Annotated in this window: 11 protein-coding genes; 8 read left to right on the forward strand and 3 right to left on the reverse strand. The window is 72.6% G+C overall.

Annotation, left to right across the window (positions count from 1 at the left end; genetic code table 11):
* Positions 1-39 precede the first annotated feature (39 nt).
* The 4 genes from E9529_RS04860 (at position 40) to E9529_RS04875 (ending at position 3,689) form a co-directional block, all read left to right on the forward strand.
* Positions 40-963: a phosphotransferase gene (locus E9529_RS04860; RefSeq protein WP_236829972.1), complete on the forward strand. Its 924-nt coding sequence runs from the start codon at positions 40-42 to the stop codon at positions 961-963.
* Between the two features lie 153 nt (positions 964-1,116).
* Entirely contained in the window at positions 1,117-2,010 is an 894-nt protein-coding gene (locus E9529_RS04865; RefSeq protein ID WP_236829973.1) for an ATP-grasp fold amidoligase family protein, read from the forward strand.
* 152 nt (positions 2,011-2,162) lie between these two features.
* The gene (locus tag E9529_RS04870) at positions 2,163-2,864 is read left to right on the forward strand and encodes an ATP-grasp fold amidoligase family protein (RefSeq protein ID WP_236829974.1); all 702 of its coding nucleotides are present in this window, start codon (positions 2,163-2,165) and stop codon (positions 2,862-2,864) included.
* 138 nt (positions 2,865-3,002) lie between these two features.
* Positions 3,003-3,689 carry an ATP-grasp fold amidoligase family protein gene (locus E9529_RS04875; protein ID WP_236829975.1) on the forward strand — a complete coding sequence of 229 codons (687 nt, stop codon included), beginning with the start codon at positions 3,003-3,005 and terminating at the stop codon, positions 3,687-3,689.
* A 17-nt stretch (positions 3,690-3,706) separates the two neighbouring features.
* On the opposite strand, the gene E9529_RS04880 is transcribed toward E9529_RS04875, so the two are convergent.
* Positions 3,707-4,447, reverse strand: a complete 741-nt coding sequence (locus E9529_RS04880) for a hypothetical protein (RefSeq protein ID WP_236829976.1) — start codon at positions 4,445-4,447, stop codon at positions 3,707-3,709.
* A 134-nt stretch (positions 4,448-4,581) separates the two neighbouring features.
* On the opposite strand from E9529_RS04880, the gene E9529_RS04885 reads away from it, so the two are divergent.
* Entirely contained in the window at positions 4,582-5,346 is a 765-nt protein-coding gene (locus E9529_RS04885) for a hypothetical protein (RefSeq protein WP_236829977.1), read from the forward strand.
* A gap of 66 nt (positions 5,347-5,412) precedes the next feature.
* Here the strand turns inward: E9529_RS04885 and treY are convergent, their stop codons facing one another.
* Together treY and glgX are read right to left on the reverse strand one after the other, a co-directional pair.
* Positions 5,413-7,770 (reverse strand): malto-oligosyltrehalose synthase, encoded by a 2,358-nt coding sequence (gene treY / locus E9529_RS04890; RefSeq protein ID WP_236829979.1) that lies wholly within the window; start codon positions 7,768-7,770, stop codon positions 5,413-5,415.
* Positions 7,767-9,878, reverse strand: coding sequence for a glycogen debranching protein GlgX (glgX, locus tag E9529_RS04895; protein WP_236829981.1), 2,112 nt, complete (start codon positions 9,876-9,878; stop codon positions 7,767-7,769). The genes treY and glgX overlap by 4 nt, the downstream gene beginning before the upstream one ends.
* A gap of 445 nt (positions 9,879-10,323) precedes the next feature.
* On the opposite strand from glgX, the gene uvrB reads away from it, so the two are divergent.
* The 3 genes from uvrB (at position 10,324) to E9529_RS04910 (ending at position 15,255) form a co-directional block, all read left to right on the forward strand.
* Positions 10,324-12,441 (forward strand): excinuclease ABC subunit UvrB, encoded by a 2,118-nt coding sequence (gene uvrB, locus E9529_RS04900; protein WP_236829982.1) that lies wholly within the window; start codon positions 10,324-10,326, stop codon positions 12,439-12,441.
* A gap of 278 nt (positions 12,442-12,719) precedes the next feature.
* Positions 12,720-13,883 (forward strand): TerC family protein, encoded by a 1,164-nt coding sequence (locus E9529_RS04905; RefSeq protein WP_236829983.1) that lies wholly within the window; start codon positions 12,720-12,722, stop codon positions 13,881-13,883.
* A 226-nt stretch (positions 13,884-14,109) separates the two neighbouring features.
* Positions 14,110-15,255, forward strand: coding sequence for a TerC family protein (locus E9529_RS04910; protein WP_236829984.1), 1,146 nt, complete (start codon positions 14,110-14,112; stop codon positions 15,253-15,255).
* The last annotated feature ends 31 nt before the right edge of the window (positions 15,256-15,286 follow it).

Genomic DNA, 15,286 nt, shown 5'->3' on the forward strand with positions numbered 1-15,286 from the left:
GGCCCGGCCGTGCGAGGGGTGCCCTGCGACACTCCGGTCGTGGGCAGCGTGCCGCCGTGGGCGCCGGAGCGCACCGTGGACGCGGCCCGGGCGGCCGCGCTCGTCGGCGACCGGGTGCCCGGGCTGCGCGGCCTCGCCGTGGTGCCGCTGGACGCGGGCTGGGACAACACCGTGCACCTGCTCGGGGGGAGCTGGGTCGCCCGTTTCCCGCGCCGGGCCAGCGCGCTGCCCGGGTTCCGCCGCGAGCTGGCGGTGCTCGGGCGGATCGCCGGGCGGCTGCCCCTGCCGGTGCCCGCCCCGCGGTGGGTGGGCGCCGACGACGATCCTGCCGACCCGTGGCCGTTCACCGTCGCCCCGCTGCTCCCGGGGCGGGAGCTCGCGCGCGCGGGGGTGCGGGAGGAGCAGCGCGCCCCCGCGGCCGCGGCGGTGGGCGCCTTCCTCGCCGCGCTGCACGCGCCCGCCACGTTCGACCTGCTGGCGGGCATCGCGCTGCCGGTGGACCCGCTGGGCCGCGGCACCCCCGGCGCCCGGTCGGCCGACACCCGGGCTCAGCTCGCGGCGCTGCGGGCCGGCGGGCTGCCGGTGCCCGGGGAGGTCGGCGCCGTCCTCGACGAGGGGGAGCGGCTCGCCGCGCCTCCGGGTGGTCCCGTGCTGCTCCACGGCGACCTGCACGGCCGGCACCTGCTGGTGGACGACGACGGCGCGGCGGCGGGCGTGATCGACTGGGGGGACGTGTGCCTCGGCGACCCCGCCCTCGACCTCTCGCTCGCCTACGCCGCCTTCTCCGGGGTGGCGCGGTCGGCCCTCCTCGCCGCCTACGGGCCGGTGCCGGACGAGCGGGAGCTGCGGGCGCGCTGCCTGGCCGTGCGGCTGTGCGCGCTGCTCGCCCGGTACGCCGCCGACCACGGGGACGCCCCCCTGCTCGCCGAGTCGCTGGCCGGCCTGCACCGCGCGGCGGGGTGACCCGCCCGGCGCCCTGGGGACCGGACGGGGCGCAGCCTCCCCCGTCCGAGGGACAGCCCGGCCGTTCACCTGGCATTAACCTGCGTCCGGGACGGGATCCCGATGCCCTCGGCAGCAGCCCGCCGCCGCAGTCCCGCGCGGGAGGACCAGAGCATGCCCCGGAGCCGGCTCAACGGCGCGTTGCGCTCGCACCTGCAGCCGGCGCACCGCCGGGTGGCCGGTCTCCTGCCGCCGGCGGCGCGACGGCGCTACCTGTACCTGGCCGGCCAGGGGCGGCTGCCCCGGCTGCGGTCACCGCAGACGTTCACCGAGAAGGTCAGCTGGCGCATCCTGCGCGACCGCCGGCCGGAGCTGGCGTGGACGTGCGACAAGCTGGCGATGAAGGACCACGCCCACCGGCTGCGGGACGAGGCCGGGGTGCTGGTGCCGGAGACGCTGTGGGCCGGCGATGACCTGGCGGCGGTGGCCGGCCGGGTGTTCGACCGGCCGTGGGTGCTCAAGCCCAACCACCGCAGCGGGCTCGTGCGGTTCGGGGCCGCTTCGGACGTGGTGGACGCCGCGACGGTGGCCGCGACCCGGGACTGGCTGCGGGACGACCAGAACGCCCTGCTGGGGGAGTGGGCCTACAGCCGGGCGCGGAAGCTGTTCCTGCTCGAGGAGGCCGTCGGCGGGGGCGAGCCCCTGGACGACTACAAGTTCCTCGTGTTCGACGGCGAGGTGGCCGCGGTGCAGGTGGACCGCGGCCGCTTCACCAGCGAGCAGACGCGCTGCTACTACACGCCGGCGTGGGAGCGCATCGCCGTCGAGCTCGTCGTGCCGAGCGGGCCGCCGGTCGAGGCGCCGGCCAACCTGGCCGCGATGCTGCGCGCCGCCGAGGTGCTCGGCCGTTCCTTCGACTTCATGCGCGTCGACCTCTACACCACCGGGGACGAGGTCTGGTTCGGCGAGCTCACCCCCTACCCGAGCGGGGGCTGCATGCGGTACGAGCCCCGGGCGTTCGACGCGTGGCTGGGGGCGCACTGGACCCTGCCGGCGTCCGCACGCTGACGGCCGGGGTCTCCCTCGGGCGAGGGACGCGGAGCCGGCCACCTCCTCCCTAGCCTCACCACGACAGCGGGCCGACCGGGCCCGCATCGGCCAGCGGCCCGCCGTCGTCCCGGCGCTCACCGCAGGGAGACCCGACCATGCCCCGGAGCCCGTTGAGCTCTGTCCTCCGCTCGTACCTGCAGCCCGCGCACCGCCGGGTCGCCGGCCTGCTGCCGCCGGCCGCGCGGCGGCGCTACCTCTTCCTGGCGGGGCACCGGCAGCTGCCCGATCTGCGCGACCCGCGGACGTTCTCGGAGAAGGTGAACTGGCGGATCCACAGCCGGGCCCGCAAGCTCCTCGTCGTCGAGGAGGCCATCGGCGGGGGCGAGCCCCTGGACGACTACAAGTTCTTCGTCTTCCACGGCCAGGTGGCCGCGATCCAGGTCGACCGCGGCCGGTTCACCGCCGGCCACACGCGGACCTTCTACACCCGGGACTGGGAACCGCTGCCCGTCCAGGTGGTCGCCCCCGGCGGTCCGCCGGCGCCGGCGCCGGCGGAGCTCGCCGGGATGCTGCGCGCCGCCGAGGTGCTGGGCCGCTCCTTCGACTTCATGCGCGTCGACCTCTACTGCACGGGCGGCCAGGTCTGGTTCGGCGAGCTCACGCCCTACCCGGGCGGCGGCGTCCTGCCGTTCGAACCCCCGTCGTTCGACGCGTGGCTGGGCGCGCGGTGGACCTTGCCGGCCTCCCCGCGCCCCGTTGCCGGTGCGGCACCCGTCCTGCGGCCGGTGCGGGCGTCGCAGCTCCCGCTGCCCCGGTCCGGAGCGGCCCCGCTGGAGCCGGGTACGACGTCGGCGCCCTCTCTGCAGGGGTAGCTACCCGCGGACCGCGAGTCGGACGAGCGGGTGCTGGGATCCGAACGCGGGGTTAACGTCTTCCGGACCGTGGGGTACCCGTATCCGCACGGCCAGGAGATCGCCGGGCCCGTCGGCGTCCCGCGTAGAAGGACCTCGATGCCCCGGAGCCACCTGAATGAAGTCCTCCGTTCCCGCCTGCAGCCGGCGCACCGCCGGGTCGCCGGCCTGCTGCCGGCGGCCGCGCGGCGGCGCTACCTCTTCCTGGCGGGGCACCGGCAGCTGCCCGATCTGCGCGACCCGCGGACGTTCTCGGAGAAGGTGAACTGGCGGATCCCTTCGGACGTGGTGGACGCCGCGACGGTGGCCGCGACGCGGGACTGGCTGCGGGACGACCAGAGCGTGCTGCTGGGGGAGTGGGCCTACAGCCGGGCGCGCAAGCTCCTCGTCGTCGAGGAGGCCATCGGCGGGGGCGCGCTCCTGGACGACTACAAGTTCTTCGTCTTCGACGGCCAGGTGGCCGCGATCCAGGTCGACCGCGGCCGGTCCACGCGCCTGCACTCGCGGTCGTTCTACACCCCGGACTGGGAACCGCTACCCGTGCAGAAGACGCTGCCGGGCGGTCCGCCGACGCCGGCGCCGGCGGAGCTCGCCGGGATGCTGCGCGCCGCCGAGGTGCTGGGCCGCTCCTTCGACTTCATGCGCGTCGACCTCTACGGCACGGGCGGGCAGATCTGGTTCGGCGAGCTCACGCCCTACCCGGGCGGTAGGGTCACCCCCTTCGAGCCCGCCTCCTTCGACGCCTGGCTCGGCTCCCGGTGGGCACTGCCGGCGCTCCGGAGCTGAGCCCCGCCGCTCGCGACTCATCGACGGCGCAGCGACTCCAGGGCCGCGGCGGGCTCGCGCAGCCCCTTCCGGGTCTTGCGCGCCAGGTCGCGCGCCGCGACGAGGACGGGGTTGGCGAACCGGACCTCCTCGTCCTGCGTCAGCCGGCAGGGCCGGCACCGGCCGCAGGGCCGGCCGTCCAGCGGGCGGAAGCAGGACCAGCGCAGCACGAGGAGGTCCAGGAATCCGTGCGCCCGCGCAACCTCCCGCATCTCCTCCTTGGTCAGGTGCATGACGGGGAAGGACCAGAACCGGAAGAGCTCGGACTCCGGCGAGCCGTTGAGCCGGCCCGGGTCGTCGAACACCCTCCGCTGCCAGTCGCTGAGTCCGGACTCGTAGCGCTCGATGCAGAGCTCCACACCCGACCACCCGAGCGCCGCCGCCGGCCCGCTGAGCCACAGGTACTGGGTGCCCATGGAGGTCTCGTGGAGCAGGCGGTGGCCGATCTCGGCGTCCCGCGCCTCGGGCGCATGGTCGCTGGCGAGCACGAACGCGGTCGGGGCGAGCAGGGAAGGCTCCGCCAGCCGGGTGAGCAGCCCGGCCCGCATCGCCTCCATGGCGCGCAGCTCGAAGAGCGTGCTGGGCCGGCCGGTGTCGATCACGTAGATCGGCTGCACCGGGCGCCTCTCGACCAGCAGGAGCTGCATCAGCCGGAACGACGAGTCCCAGCCGCCGGTCCACAGCAGTTGCACCCGCTCTGCGTCGCCATGCGCGGTCATGCGGCGGGATGCTACGCAGTCCCGGCGCCCCTGCTCCCCGACAGCAGGGTGCGGGAGGGGTTCCGCGGTCGGCGGCTACAGTCGCCGGACTGACGACGACCTGCGGGTCTCGGAACGGGGGAACCCTCACGATGGTGCTGATCGGCAACGCCCGACGCCTGCTGCTCGCGCTGGGCGCGCTGGCCGTCGTCATCAACCTCGTGAGCCTGGTCCTGCGGCTGATCGCCACCGACCCGGCGATCGCTGCCGAGCTGGAGAGCGGCGCGCGACAGCCGGTGTTCTTCGGCTTCCAGGGCCTCCTCCGCATCTTCAGCGTCGACGAGGAGGCCAACCTGGCGTCCTGGTTCAACGCGGCGCTGCTCCTGCTGTCGGCCCTGGTCATCTGGGGCATCGCGGTGGACCGGCGCGCCGCGGGCGACCGGTGGGCGAGGCACTGGGCCTTCCTCGGCTTCGCCTTCGCCTATCTTTCCGCCGACGAGGCGGGGCGGCTGCACGAGTCGGCCGATGCGGTCGTCGACTCCCTCATCGAAGCCCGCGGGATCCTGTCGTTCGGCTGGATCCTGGTGGCGGCGCCGCTGGTGCTCGCCTTCGCGCTCGCCTACCTCGGCTTCCTGCGTGCGCTCCCGGCCGACGTCCGCAGGCTCGTCGTGATCGCCGCCGTCCTCTACGTCGGTGGCGCGATCGGCGTGGAGTCGCTCGGCGGCCTGGCGTACGACCTCAACGGCGGGCAGAAGGGCAGCTTGGCCTTCGTCATCGCCTCCTCGGTCGAGGAGGCCTTCGAGATGACCGGCGCGATCACCTTCCTGGCGGCGATGCTGAAGGCCTCGCGCCGGCTCGTCGGGTCCCCCCGACGAGCCGCCGGTCCGGACGAGCAGCGGTCGCTCGCCACGCCGTCCTGACGGTTGCCGGCGATCCGGACCTCCTCGCGGTGGTGCGGGACCGCGGCCCGGCACCACCGCGAGCCGCTACGCCCGTACGAGCAAGGCCACCGGCAGGCGGGTGAGCAGCGCGTCGACGGCGACCCCCGCGACGTCGGAGACCACCCGGGTGCCGGTCAGCAGGTCCTCCCAGGCGCCGTTGGGCAGCTGCAGCGCGGTGTCGCCCCAGCCGGTCGCGGCCAGCGCCGCCGGCAGCCGGGTGCCCACGACGACGACGCCGCCGCGGTCGTAGGCCACCACGTGGTCGGCCGCCGAGCCGGTGACCTCCACCGGCTCGTACCCGGCGAACCACTCCGGGTGGTCGCGCCGCGCGCGCAGGGTCCGTGAGACGACCAGCAGCTTGGCCGCCCCGGTCCCGTCCACCTCCGGCAGCTCCCCGCCGTCGAGCTGCGCGAGCAGCGTGCGTCGCAGCGCGTAGTCGACGGGCCGGCGGTTGTCCGGGTCGACCAGCGAGAGGTCCCACAGCTCGCTGCCCTGGTAGACGTCCGGGACGCCCGGCATGGTCAGCTGCAGCAGCTTCTGGGTGAGCGAGTTCGACCAGCCCAGCGGCGCGATGCGTGTGACGAACGCGTCGATCTCCGCCCGCGTGGTGGCGTCGTCGAAAGCGGCGTCGACCAGCGCGTGCAGCTGCGCCTCGAACGCCTCGTCCGGATCGGTCCAGGTGGTGGCGGTGCCCGCCTCGCGGGCGGCCTTCTCGGCGTAGGCGTGCGCGCGCTCGCGGGACAGCGGCCAGGCGCCCACGAGGTTCTGCCACACCAAGTGTGCCAGCGGGCGGTCGGCCAGCGGGTGCCGGGCGAGCCACCCGCGCACCAGCTGCGCCCACTCGGTGGGCAGCTCGGCGAGCACGGCCAGCCGCGCGCGCACGTCCTCGCTGCGCTTGGTGTCGTGGGTGGACAGCGTCGTCATCGACTCCGGCCGCACCCGCTGCCGCCGCTGCTGGGCCGCGTGGAACTGCCCGACCGTGCTGCCGAAGACCGCCGGGTCGCCGCCCACCTCGTTCAGCGCGACGAAGCGGGACCAGCGGTAGTACGCGCTGTCCTCGACGCCCTTGGCCATCACCGGTCCGCTGGTCTGCTCGAAGCGGGTGGCCGCCTCGGTGCCGGCCTGCGAGAGGACCGGGTGCAGCGCGTCCAGCGCCGGGGCCAGGTCGGGCCGCCGCTCCCGCACCGCGGCGACGGTCTCGTCGAGGTGCGCGCGACCGTCGGGCAGGTAGCTGCGGTAGACGGGGAAGCTCGCCAGCAGCTCGGCCAGCGCCTCGGTCCGCTGGGCGCGGTCGGTGCCGGGCAGCTCGCCGATCACCCGGACCAGCCGGGCCACCTCCGAGCCGAGCATGCCGTCGGTGACCTCGCGCTTGCAGTCGTGCACCAGCTGCCTGTAGTCGACGTGGTGGCCGGCCAGCTCCGTGTCCAGCTCGGTGAACGCCGCCTCCCCGGCCGGGTCGACCAGCACCTGGTCCACCTCGGCGAGCGCGTCGTAGCCGGTCGTCCCCGCCGTCGCCCAGCTCTCGGGGAGGTCCTCACCCGGCTCGAGGATCTTCTCGACGACGGTCCAGCGGCCCTCCGACGCCGTGGCCAGTCGGTCGAGGTAGCCCTTCGGGTCGGCCAGGCCGTCCGGGTGGTCGATCCGCAGCCCGTCGACGGCGCCGTCGTGGACCAGCCGGAGCACCAGCTCGTGGGTGGCGTCGAACACCGCGGGGTCCTCGACCCGCAGCCCGGCCAGGGTGTTGATGGCGAAGAAGCGCCGGTAGTTCAGGTCGGAGTCGGCGCGGCGCCAGTCGACCAGCTCGTAGTGCTGCCGGGCGTGCACCTCCTGCGGCGTCCCCTCACCGGTGCCGGGCGCGATGGGGAAGCGGTTGTCGTAGTAGCGCAGCTCCGCTGCGCCGCCCCCACCCTCCCCGCCGGGCACCACCTCCAGCTTCTCGACGTCGTCCGCCGAGCCCAGCACGGGGATGCGCACCTTTCCCCCGCCGAACTCCCAGTCGATGTCGAAGGCGCCGGCGTGGGCGCTGTCCCGCCCGTGCTGCAGCACGTCCCACCACCACGGGGCGGCCGCGGCGTCGTCGACGCCCATGTGGTTGGGCACCAGGTCCAGCACCAGCCCGAGGCCGTGCTCGTGCAGCGCGGCGACGAACCGGTCGAAGCCGGCCTGCCCGCCGCGGGCCTCGTCGACGTGCGCGTGGTCCACGGTGTCGTAGCCGTGGTTGCTGCCCTCGGCCGAGCGCAGCAGGGGGGAGGAGTAGGCGTGCGTGACCCCGAGGTCGGCGAGGTACCCGGCGACCTCGGCGGCGTCCTGGAGCGGGAAGCCGGCGTGCACCTGCAGCCGGTACGTCGCCGCCGGGGTCCCGCGGCGGCGCTCGACCCCCGGCACCTCGATCGGCTGGGTCACTGGGCCGGGCCCGTCAGCACGACGATCGACCGGCCCTGCACGGTGACCTTCTCACCCGGCTTGATCTCGACCGGCTCCACCTCGTGCATCTCGGCCGTGTCGAGCACCGGCGTCCAGCTCTGCGAGTAGTCCGAGCTGGGCAGGGCGAACTCGATCGGCTCGTGGGAGGCGTTGAAGGCCAGGTAGAAGTGGTCGTCGGAGACGTACTCGCCGCGCTCATCGGTCTCCCGGATGCCGACGCCGTTGAGGTAGACCGCCAGCGACTTGGCGTAGGCGGCGTCCCAGTCCTCGTCGGCCATCTCCTCGCCCGAGGGGGCGAGCCAGGCGATGTCGGGCACCGGGTCGCCCAGCCCGCGGCGGACGGGCCGGCCGTGGAAGAACCGGCGACGGCGGAACGTCGGGTGGTCGTGCCGCAGGCGGGTCACCTTCTTGGTGAACTCGAGCAGCCCCTCGTCCACGTTCTCCCAGTCGATCCAGGTGAGCTCGGAGTCCTGGCAGTAGCCGTTGTTGTTGCCGCCCTGCGAGCGCCCCAGCTCGTCGCCGTGCAGGAGCATCGGCACGCCCTGGCTGAGCATCATCGTGGTGATGAAGTTGCGCCGCTGCTGGGCGCGCAGCTGCAGGATCTCCGGGTCGTCGGTGGGCCCCTCGACGCCGCAGTTCCAGCTGCGGTTGTGGCTCTCGCCGTCGTTGTTGCCCTCGCCGTTGGCCTCGTTGTGCTTCTCGTTGTAGGAGACGAGGTCGTTGAGGGTGAACCCGTCGTGCGCGGTGACGAAGTTGATGCTCGCGACCGGGCGCCGGCCCGAGTGCTGGTACAGGTCCGAGGAGCCCGAGATGCGGTCGGCGAACTCGCCGATCGTGCCGCCCTCACCGCGCCAGAAGTCGCGGACGGTGTCGCGGTACTTCCCGTTCCACTCGGTCCACAGGGCCGGGAAGTTGCCGACCTGGTAGCCGCCCTCGCCGACGTCCCACGGCTCGGCGATGAGCTTGACCTGGCTGACGACCGGGTCCTGGTGGACCAGGTCGAAGAAGGTGGCCAGCCGGTCCACCGCGTGCAGCTCGCGGGCCAGCGCGGAGGCGAGGTCGAAGCGGAAGCCGTCGACGTGCATCTCGGTGACCCAGTAGCGCAGCGAGTCCATGATCAGCTGCAGCGCCTGCGGGGTGCGGACGTTGAGCGTGTTCCCGGTGCCGGTGTAGTCCATGTAGAACTGCTCGTCGCCCTCGACGAGCTTGTAGTACGCCCGGTTGTCGATGCCCTTGAACGACAGGGTGGGGCCGAGGTGGTTGCCCTCGGCGGTGTGGTTGTAGACCACGTCGAGGATGACCTCGATGCCCGCCTCGTGCAGCGCGCGCACCATCCCCTTGAACTCCTGCACCTGCTGGCCAGCCGTCGTGTCGCTGGCGTACTCGTCGTGCGGCGCGAAGAAGCCGATCGTGTTGTAGCCCCAGTAGTTGCGCAGGCCCTTCTGCTGCAGGGTGTCGTCCTGCACGAACCGGTGCACCGGCAGCAGTTCGAGGGCGGTGATGCCGAGCTCGGTGAGGTGCTCGATCGTCGCCGGGTGCGCGATGCCGGCGTAGGTGCCGCGCAGCTCCTCGGGGATCCGCGGGTTGGTCATCGTGAGGCCCTTGACGTGGGCCTCGTAGATGATCGTCTTGTTGTAGGGCGTCTTCGGCGGGCGGTCCACGCCCCAGTCGAAGTACGGGTTGACGACGACGGACTTCGGCATGTGCGGGGCCGAGTCCTCGTCGTTGCGCTCCTTGGTCTCGAAGTCGTAGCCGAAGCACGAGGGGTGCCAGGCGACCTGGCCGTCGATCGCCTTCGCGTACGGGTCGAGCAGCAGCTTGTTGGGGTTGCAGCGCAGCCCCTGCTCGGGGGCGTACGGGCCGTGGACGCGGAAGCCGTACTTCTGCCCGGCGTGCACGCCCGGGAGGAACGCGTGCCAGACGAAACCGTCCATCTCCGGCAGGCGGATGCGCTCCTCGTTGCCCTCGTCGTCGAAGAGGCACAGCTCGACCTTCTCGGCCACCTCGCTGAAGATCGCGAAATTGGTCCCGGTGCCGTCGTACGTGGCGCCGAGGGGGTAGGCGCTTCCGGGCCACACCTGGGTCATCTGGGGAGTTCCTCCTGCGCAGGGCGCCCCGGGGCTGGGGGCGGGGGACCGGCCACATGCTCGCGCGACCGGTCCGGGGGACGGACGTCGGGACCCCGGTGCCCGCGCAGGGCGCCCGCCACACCTGCGGTCGTCGTGAGCCCGCCGACAGCGGTGCCGCGGACGACGACGCCCCCCGCGGCGGACCGCAGGGGGCGTCGTGCGCAGGCCCGGCCGGGCCTCGGGCCCGTCGGGCCGGGCGCCGGGCGCGCCGGGGTCCGACCTCGCCCGGAGCTCCCGGGTGGCGCTGGTCCCTCGGCGCGGACCGCTCCTGCGACTGGGCACGCTAGGGGTGCGGGCCGGTGGGGACAAGTACCGGCCCCGTCCCTCCGCGTCCCGGCCGCCCCAGGCTGCGCGGGAGGCGCTCGCGACGCGTTCTGTCACACCGCCGACGTACCGTCGTCGCGTGCGCACGTCCACCGAGCTCAGGCCCACCCAGGGGCGCTTCCGCGTCGTCAGCGACTTCGAGCCCTCGGGTGACCAGCCGGCCGCCATCGAGGGGCTCGCCCAGCGGGTGAACGCGGGGGAGAAGGACGTCGTCCTCCTCGGCGCCACCGGTACCGGCAAGTCGGCCACGACGGCCTGGCTGATCGAGAAGGTGCAGCGCCCGACGCTGGTCATGGCGCCGAACAAGACCCTCGCCGCGCAGCTGGCCAACGAGTTCCGCGAACTGCTCCCCGACAACGCCGTGGAGTACTTCGTCTCCTACTACGACTACTACCAGCCCGAGGCCTACGTCCCGCAGACCGACACCTACATCGAGAAGGACTCCTCGATCAACGAGGAGGTCGAGCGGCTGCGGCACTCGGCGACGAACAGCCTGTTCACCCGGCGGGACGTCGTCGTGGTGGCCACCGTCTCGTGCATCTACGGCCTGGGCACGCCGCAGGAGTACGTCGAGCGGGCGCTGAAGATCCGGGTGGGGGAGGAGCGCGACCGCGACGAGCTGCTGCGCACCCTGGTCACCGAGCAGTACACCCGCAACGACCTCTCGTTCACGCGCGGCACCTTCCGGGTCCGCGGCGACACGATCGAGGTCTTCCCGGTGTACGAGGAGCTCGCCGTCCGCATCGAGATGTTCGGCGACGAGGTGGAGCGGCTCTACTACCTGCACCCGCTGACCGGCGAGGTGGTGCGCGAGGTGGAGGAGATCTTCGTCTTCCCGGCGAGCCACTACGTCGCCGGCCCCGAGCGCATGGAGCGCGCGATCGGCTCGATCGAGGCAGAGCTCGAGCAGCGGCTGGCGGAGCTGGAGAAGCAGGGCAAGCTGCTGGAAGCCCAGCGGCTGCGCATGCGCACCACCTACGACATCGAGATGATGCGCCAGGTCGGCTTCTGCTCCGGCATCGAGAACTACTCGCGGCACATCGACGGGCGCGCGCCCGGCAGCGCCGGCTCCTGCCTCCTCGACTACTTCCCCGACGACTTCCTGCTCGTGATCGACGAGTCGCACGTGACCGTGCCGCAGATCGGCGGCATGTACGAGGGCGACATGAGCCGCAAGCGCACCCTCGTCGACCACGGCTTCCGGCTGCCCTCGGCGATGGACAACCGCCCGCTCAAGTGGGAGGAGTTCACCGACCGGATCGGCCAGACGGTCTACCTGTCGGCCACGCCGGGGGACTACGAGCTGGGCCGGACGCAGGGCGAGGTGGTCGAGCAGGTCATCCGGCCGACCGGCCTGGTCGACCCCGAGGTCGTGGTGAAGCCGACCAAGGGCCAGATCGACGACCTCGTGCACGAGATCCGGCTGCGCACCGAGAAGGACGAGCGGGTCCTGGTCACCACGCTCACCAAGAAGATGGCCGAGGACCTCACCGACTACCTGCTCGAGCTCGGCATCAAGGTGCGCTACCTGCACTCCGAGGTCGACACCCTGCGGCGGGTGGAGCTGCTCCGCGAGCTGCGGCAGGGCGAGTACGACGTGCTGGTGGGCATCAACCTGCTCCGGGAGGGGCTCGACCTGCCCGAGGTGTCCCTGGTGGCGATCCTCGACGCCGACAAGGAGGGCTTCCTCCGGTCGGGCCGCTCGCTCATCCAGACCATCGGCCGCGCGGCGCGCAACGTGTCGGGTCAGGTGCACATGTACGCCGACAAGATCACCCCCTCGATGGCGCAGGCGATCGAGGAGACCAACCGGCGCCGCGAGCGGCAGATCGCCTACAACACGGAACGGGGGGTCGACCCCCAGCCGCTGCGGAAGAAGATCGTCGACATCCTCGACGGCATCTACCGGGACGCCAGCGAGGCCGAGGGGGCCACCGAGCTGCTCGGCGGCTCCGGCCGGCAGCAGTCGCGTGGCAAGTCCCCGGTCCCCGGGCTGTCGTCGAAGGCCAGGGCGAAGGCCGGCTCGATCGACGTCCAGGGCCTGCCGCGCAACGAGCTGGCGGACATGATCACGCAGATGAACGAGCAGATGCTGGCCGCCGCCCGGGAGCTGCAGTTCGAGGTCGCCGCACGCCTGCGCGACGAGCTGAACGAGCTGAAGAAGGAGCTGCGCCAGTTCGACGCCGCGCACGCCTGAGCAGGCGCCGCCGGCCCGCTCTCGAAGCCGCGCAGGGATCGGGCTTCGCCCGGGAACAACACCGCGGGCTCGCGCGTTGATGCCGGCGAACCACACGGACCGTGCGGGCGCTTCGGCGTGCGCGGTCCGGTTCGTGGAGGGGAGTATCCCCCCGCGGTCGGGTCGTCAGTACGAGTCCGGGGGAGCCCCCGCGCTCCGGCCCGCCGGCCGCCGGATCCGTCCGGTGGTGGGAGAGACCTCCGGCACTGACGTACATCCGCCAGTTCCCGGAGGTTTTCTTGGACGTCCCGTTCTGGGTGTGGGCGATCACGGTCACCGCGATCGTCGCCATGCTCGCTTTCGACTTCTTCGGCCACGTGCGCACCCCGCACGCGCCGACCCTGCGTGAATCGGCGACGTGGTCGGCGATCTACGTGGCGCTCGCCGTCGTCTTCGGCATCCTGATCTGGATCTTCTACGGCCCGACGTTCGCCGGTGAGTACTTCGCCGGCTACGTCACCGAGAAGAGTCTCTCGGTGGACAACCTCTTCGTGTTCGTCCTGATCATGGCGAGCTTCGCCGTGCCCCGGGAGCTGCAGCAGAAGGTGCTGCTGTTCGGCATCGCCTTCGCGCTGGTGCTGCGCACGATCTTCATCGCCGTGGGTGCCGCCGCGATCGAGAACTTCAGCTGGGTCTTCTACATCTTCGGCGCGATCCTCGTCTACACCGCCTGGGTGCAGGCGCGCAGCGGGGGGCACGACGACTCCGAGGAGTTCGAGGAGAACGCCGTCCTCCGGTTCGCGCGCAAGCGCCTGCGGACGACGGAGGAGTACCACTCCGACCGGATGGTGGTGATGCAGGCCGGCAAGCGGTACCTGACGCCGCTGGCCATCGCGCTGATCGCCATCGGCACGGCCGACGTCATCTTCGCGGTCGACTCGATCCCCGCCATCTTCGGCCTCACCCAGGAGGCCTACCTGGTCTTCTCGGCCAACGCCTTCGCCCTCCTCGGGCTGCGGCAGCTGTTCTTCCTGATCGACGGCCTGCTCGACCGGCTGGTCTACCTCAGCTACGGCCTCTCGGTCATCCTCGGCTTCATCGGGATCAAGCTGCTCATCCACGCGCTGCACAAGAACGAGCTGCCTTTCATCAACGGCGGTGAGCCGTGGACGGTCGTCCCCGAGGTGCCGATCTCCATCTCGCTGGCGGTCATCGGCGTCACCCTGCTGGTCACGACGGTCGCGAGCCTGGCGAAGAGCCGGCGCGACCAGGCCGAGCACGAGGCGCTGCGGGCCGGGGCGACCCCGCCGGCCCCGCACGGCCTCGCCGCCGCCGAGCGGCCCGGGGGCGGGGACCCGCAGGTGGGGCTGCACGCCCCTGACGGGGACCCGCTGGGCCAGGGCGTGGGCCGCGAGCACGCCGGCACCGACCGGCACCGCGGCGAGGGCGGCGCCGGGCGGTAGTTCCGGGGGCGCCGGGGTACGGTGAGCGCCACGTACCCCGGCGCCCGCACCCGACGGCGCGTGCTCGGCGACGGGAGCGCGTGGTGGAGGGGAGTATCCCCCCGCGGCAGCGTCGTCATCACGAGGTCCCCATGGCCTCCGGTGCTGCCGGTCGCCGGTCCCGACCGGCGGCGGGAGAGACCTCCGGTGCCAGGCGGATGGCTGCTATGCCGGAGGTTCTACTGCAATGGACGTGCCCTTCTGGGTGTGGGCGGTCACCGTCGGCGCCATCGTCGGCATGCTCGTCTTCGACTTCTACGGCCACGTGCGGACGCCGCACGCGCCGACGCTGCGGGAATCCGCCACGTGGTCGGCGATCTACGTGGGGATCGCGGTCCTCTTCGGCCTGATCGTCCTGTGGGCCTACGGCGGCACCTACGGCGGTGAGTACTTCGCCGGCTACATCACCGAGAAGAGCCTCTCGGTGGACAACCTGTTCGTCTTCGTCCTCATCATGGCGAGCTTCGCCGTGCCCCGGGCGCTGCAGCAGAAGGTGCTGCTGTTCGGCATCGCCTTCGCGCTGGTGCTGCGCACGATCTTCATCTTCGTCGGCGCGGCCGCGATCGAGAACTTCAGCTGGGTCTTCTACATCTTCGGCGGCTTCCTGATCTACACCGCGTGGGCGCAGGCCCGCAGCGGTGGCCATGACGAGGACGAGGAGTTCAAGGAGAACCTCCTCCTCCGGCTCACCCGCAAGGCCGTGCCGACGACCGACGACTACCACGGGGACCGCATGGTCACCAAGGTGCAGGGCAAGCGGTACATCACGCCGCTGGCCATCGCGCTGGTGGCCATCGGCAGCGCCGACATCCTGTTCGCGGTCGACTCCATCCCGGCGATCTTCGGGCTGACCCAGGAGACCTACCTGGTCTTCACCGCCAACGCCTTCGCGCTGCTCGGCCTGCGCCAGCTGTTCTTCCTCATCGACGGGCTGCTGGACCGGCTCGTCTACCTCGCCTACGGCCTGGCCGTGATCCTGGGCTTCATCGGCGTCAAGCTGCTCATCCACGCCCTGCACGAGAACGAGCTGCCGTTCATCAACGGCGGTGAGCACGTCACCGTCGTCCCGGAGATCCCCACCTGGCTCTCGCTGACGGTCATCCTGGTCACCCTGCTGATCACCACGGTCGCCAGCCTGGCCAAGAACCGCCGCGACCGGATCGAGGGGTACACGAGCCCGACCGGCGCCGCCGACCCGGGCGCCGACCGGACCGGGCGCAACGTCGCCGCGCCGGGCAGCCACGACGGCCTGGACACCCCCGGTCACGGCGACGGCCCGCCGGACCCCCGCAACGCGCCGGTGACCTCCCGGGACGACCGCTCCGGCGAGTGAGCCGGGGGCGGCCGGCCGTGGTCCGGCCGCC

Origin of the sequence: Blastococcus sp. KM273128 (genome assembly GCF_021698975.1) — a bacterium.
Taxonomy (GTDB): domain Bacteria; phylum Actinomycetota; class Actinomycetes; order Mycobacteriales; family Geodermatophilaceae; genus Blastococcus.

Excerpts from the sequence above, each read along its gene's own strand:
- E9529_RS04865 (WP_236829973.1), top strand. The coding sequence starts at position 1,117 with ATGCCCCGGAGCCGGCTCAACGGCGCGTTGCGCTCGCACCTGCAGCCG.
- E9529_RS04875 (WP_236829975.1), top strand. The coding sequence starts at position 3,003 with ATGCCCCGGAGCCACCTGAATGAAGTCCTCCGTTCCCGCCTGCAGCCG.
- E9529_RS04880 (WP_236829976.1), bottom strand. The coding sequence starts at position 4,447 with ATGACCGCGCATGGCGACGCAGAGCGGGTGCAACTGCTGTGGACCGGC.
- glgX (WP_236829981.1), bottom strand. The coding sequence starts at position 9,878 with ATGACCCAGGTGTGGCCCGGAAGCGCCTACCCCCTCGGCGCCACGTAC.
- E9529_RS04910 (WP_236829984.1), top strand. The coding sequence starts at position 14,110 with ATGGACGTGCCCTTCTGGGTGTGGGCGGTCACCGTCGGCGCCATCGTC.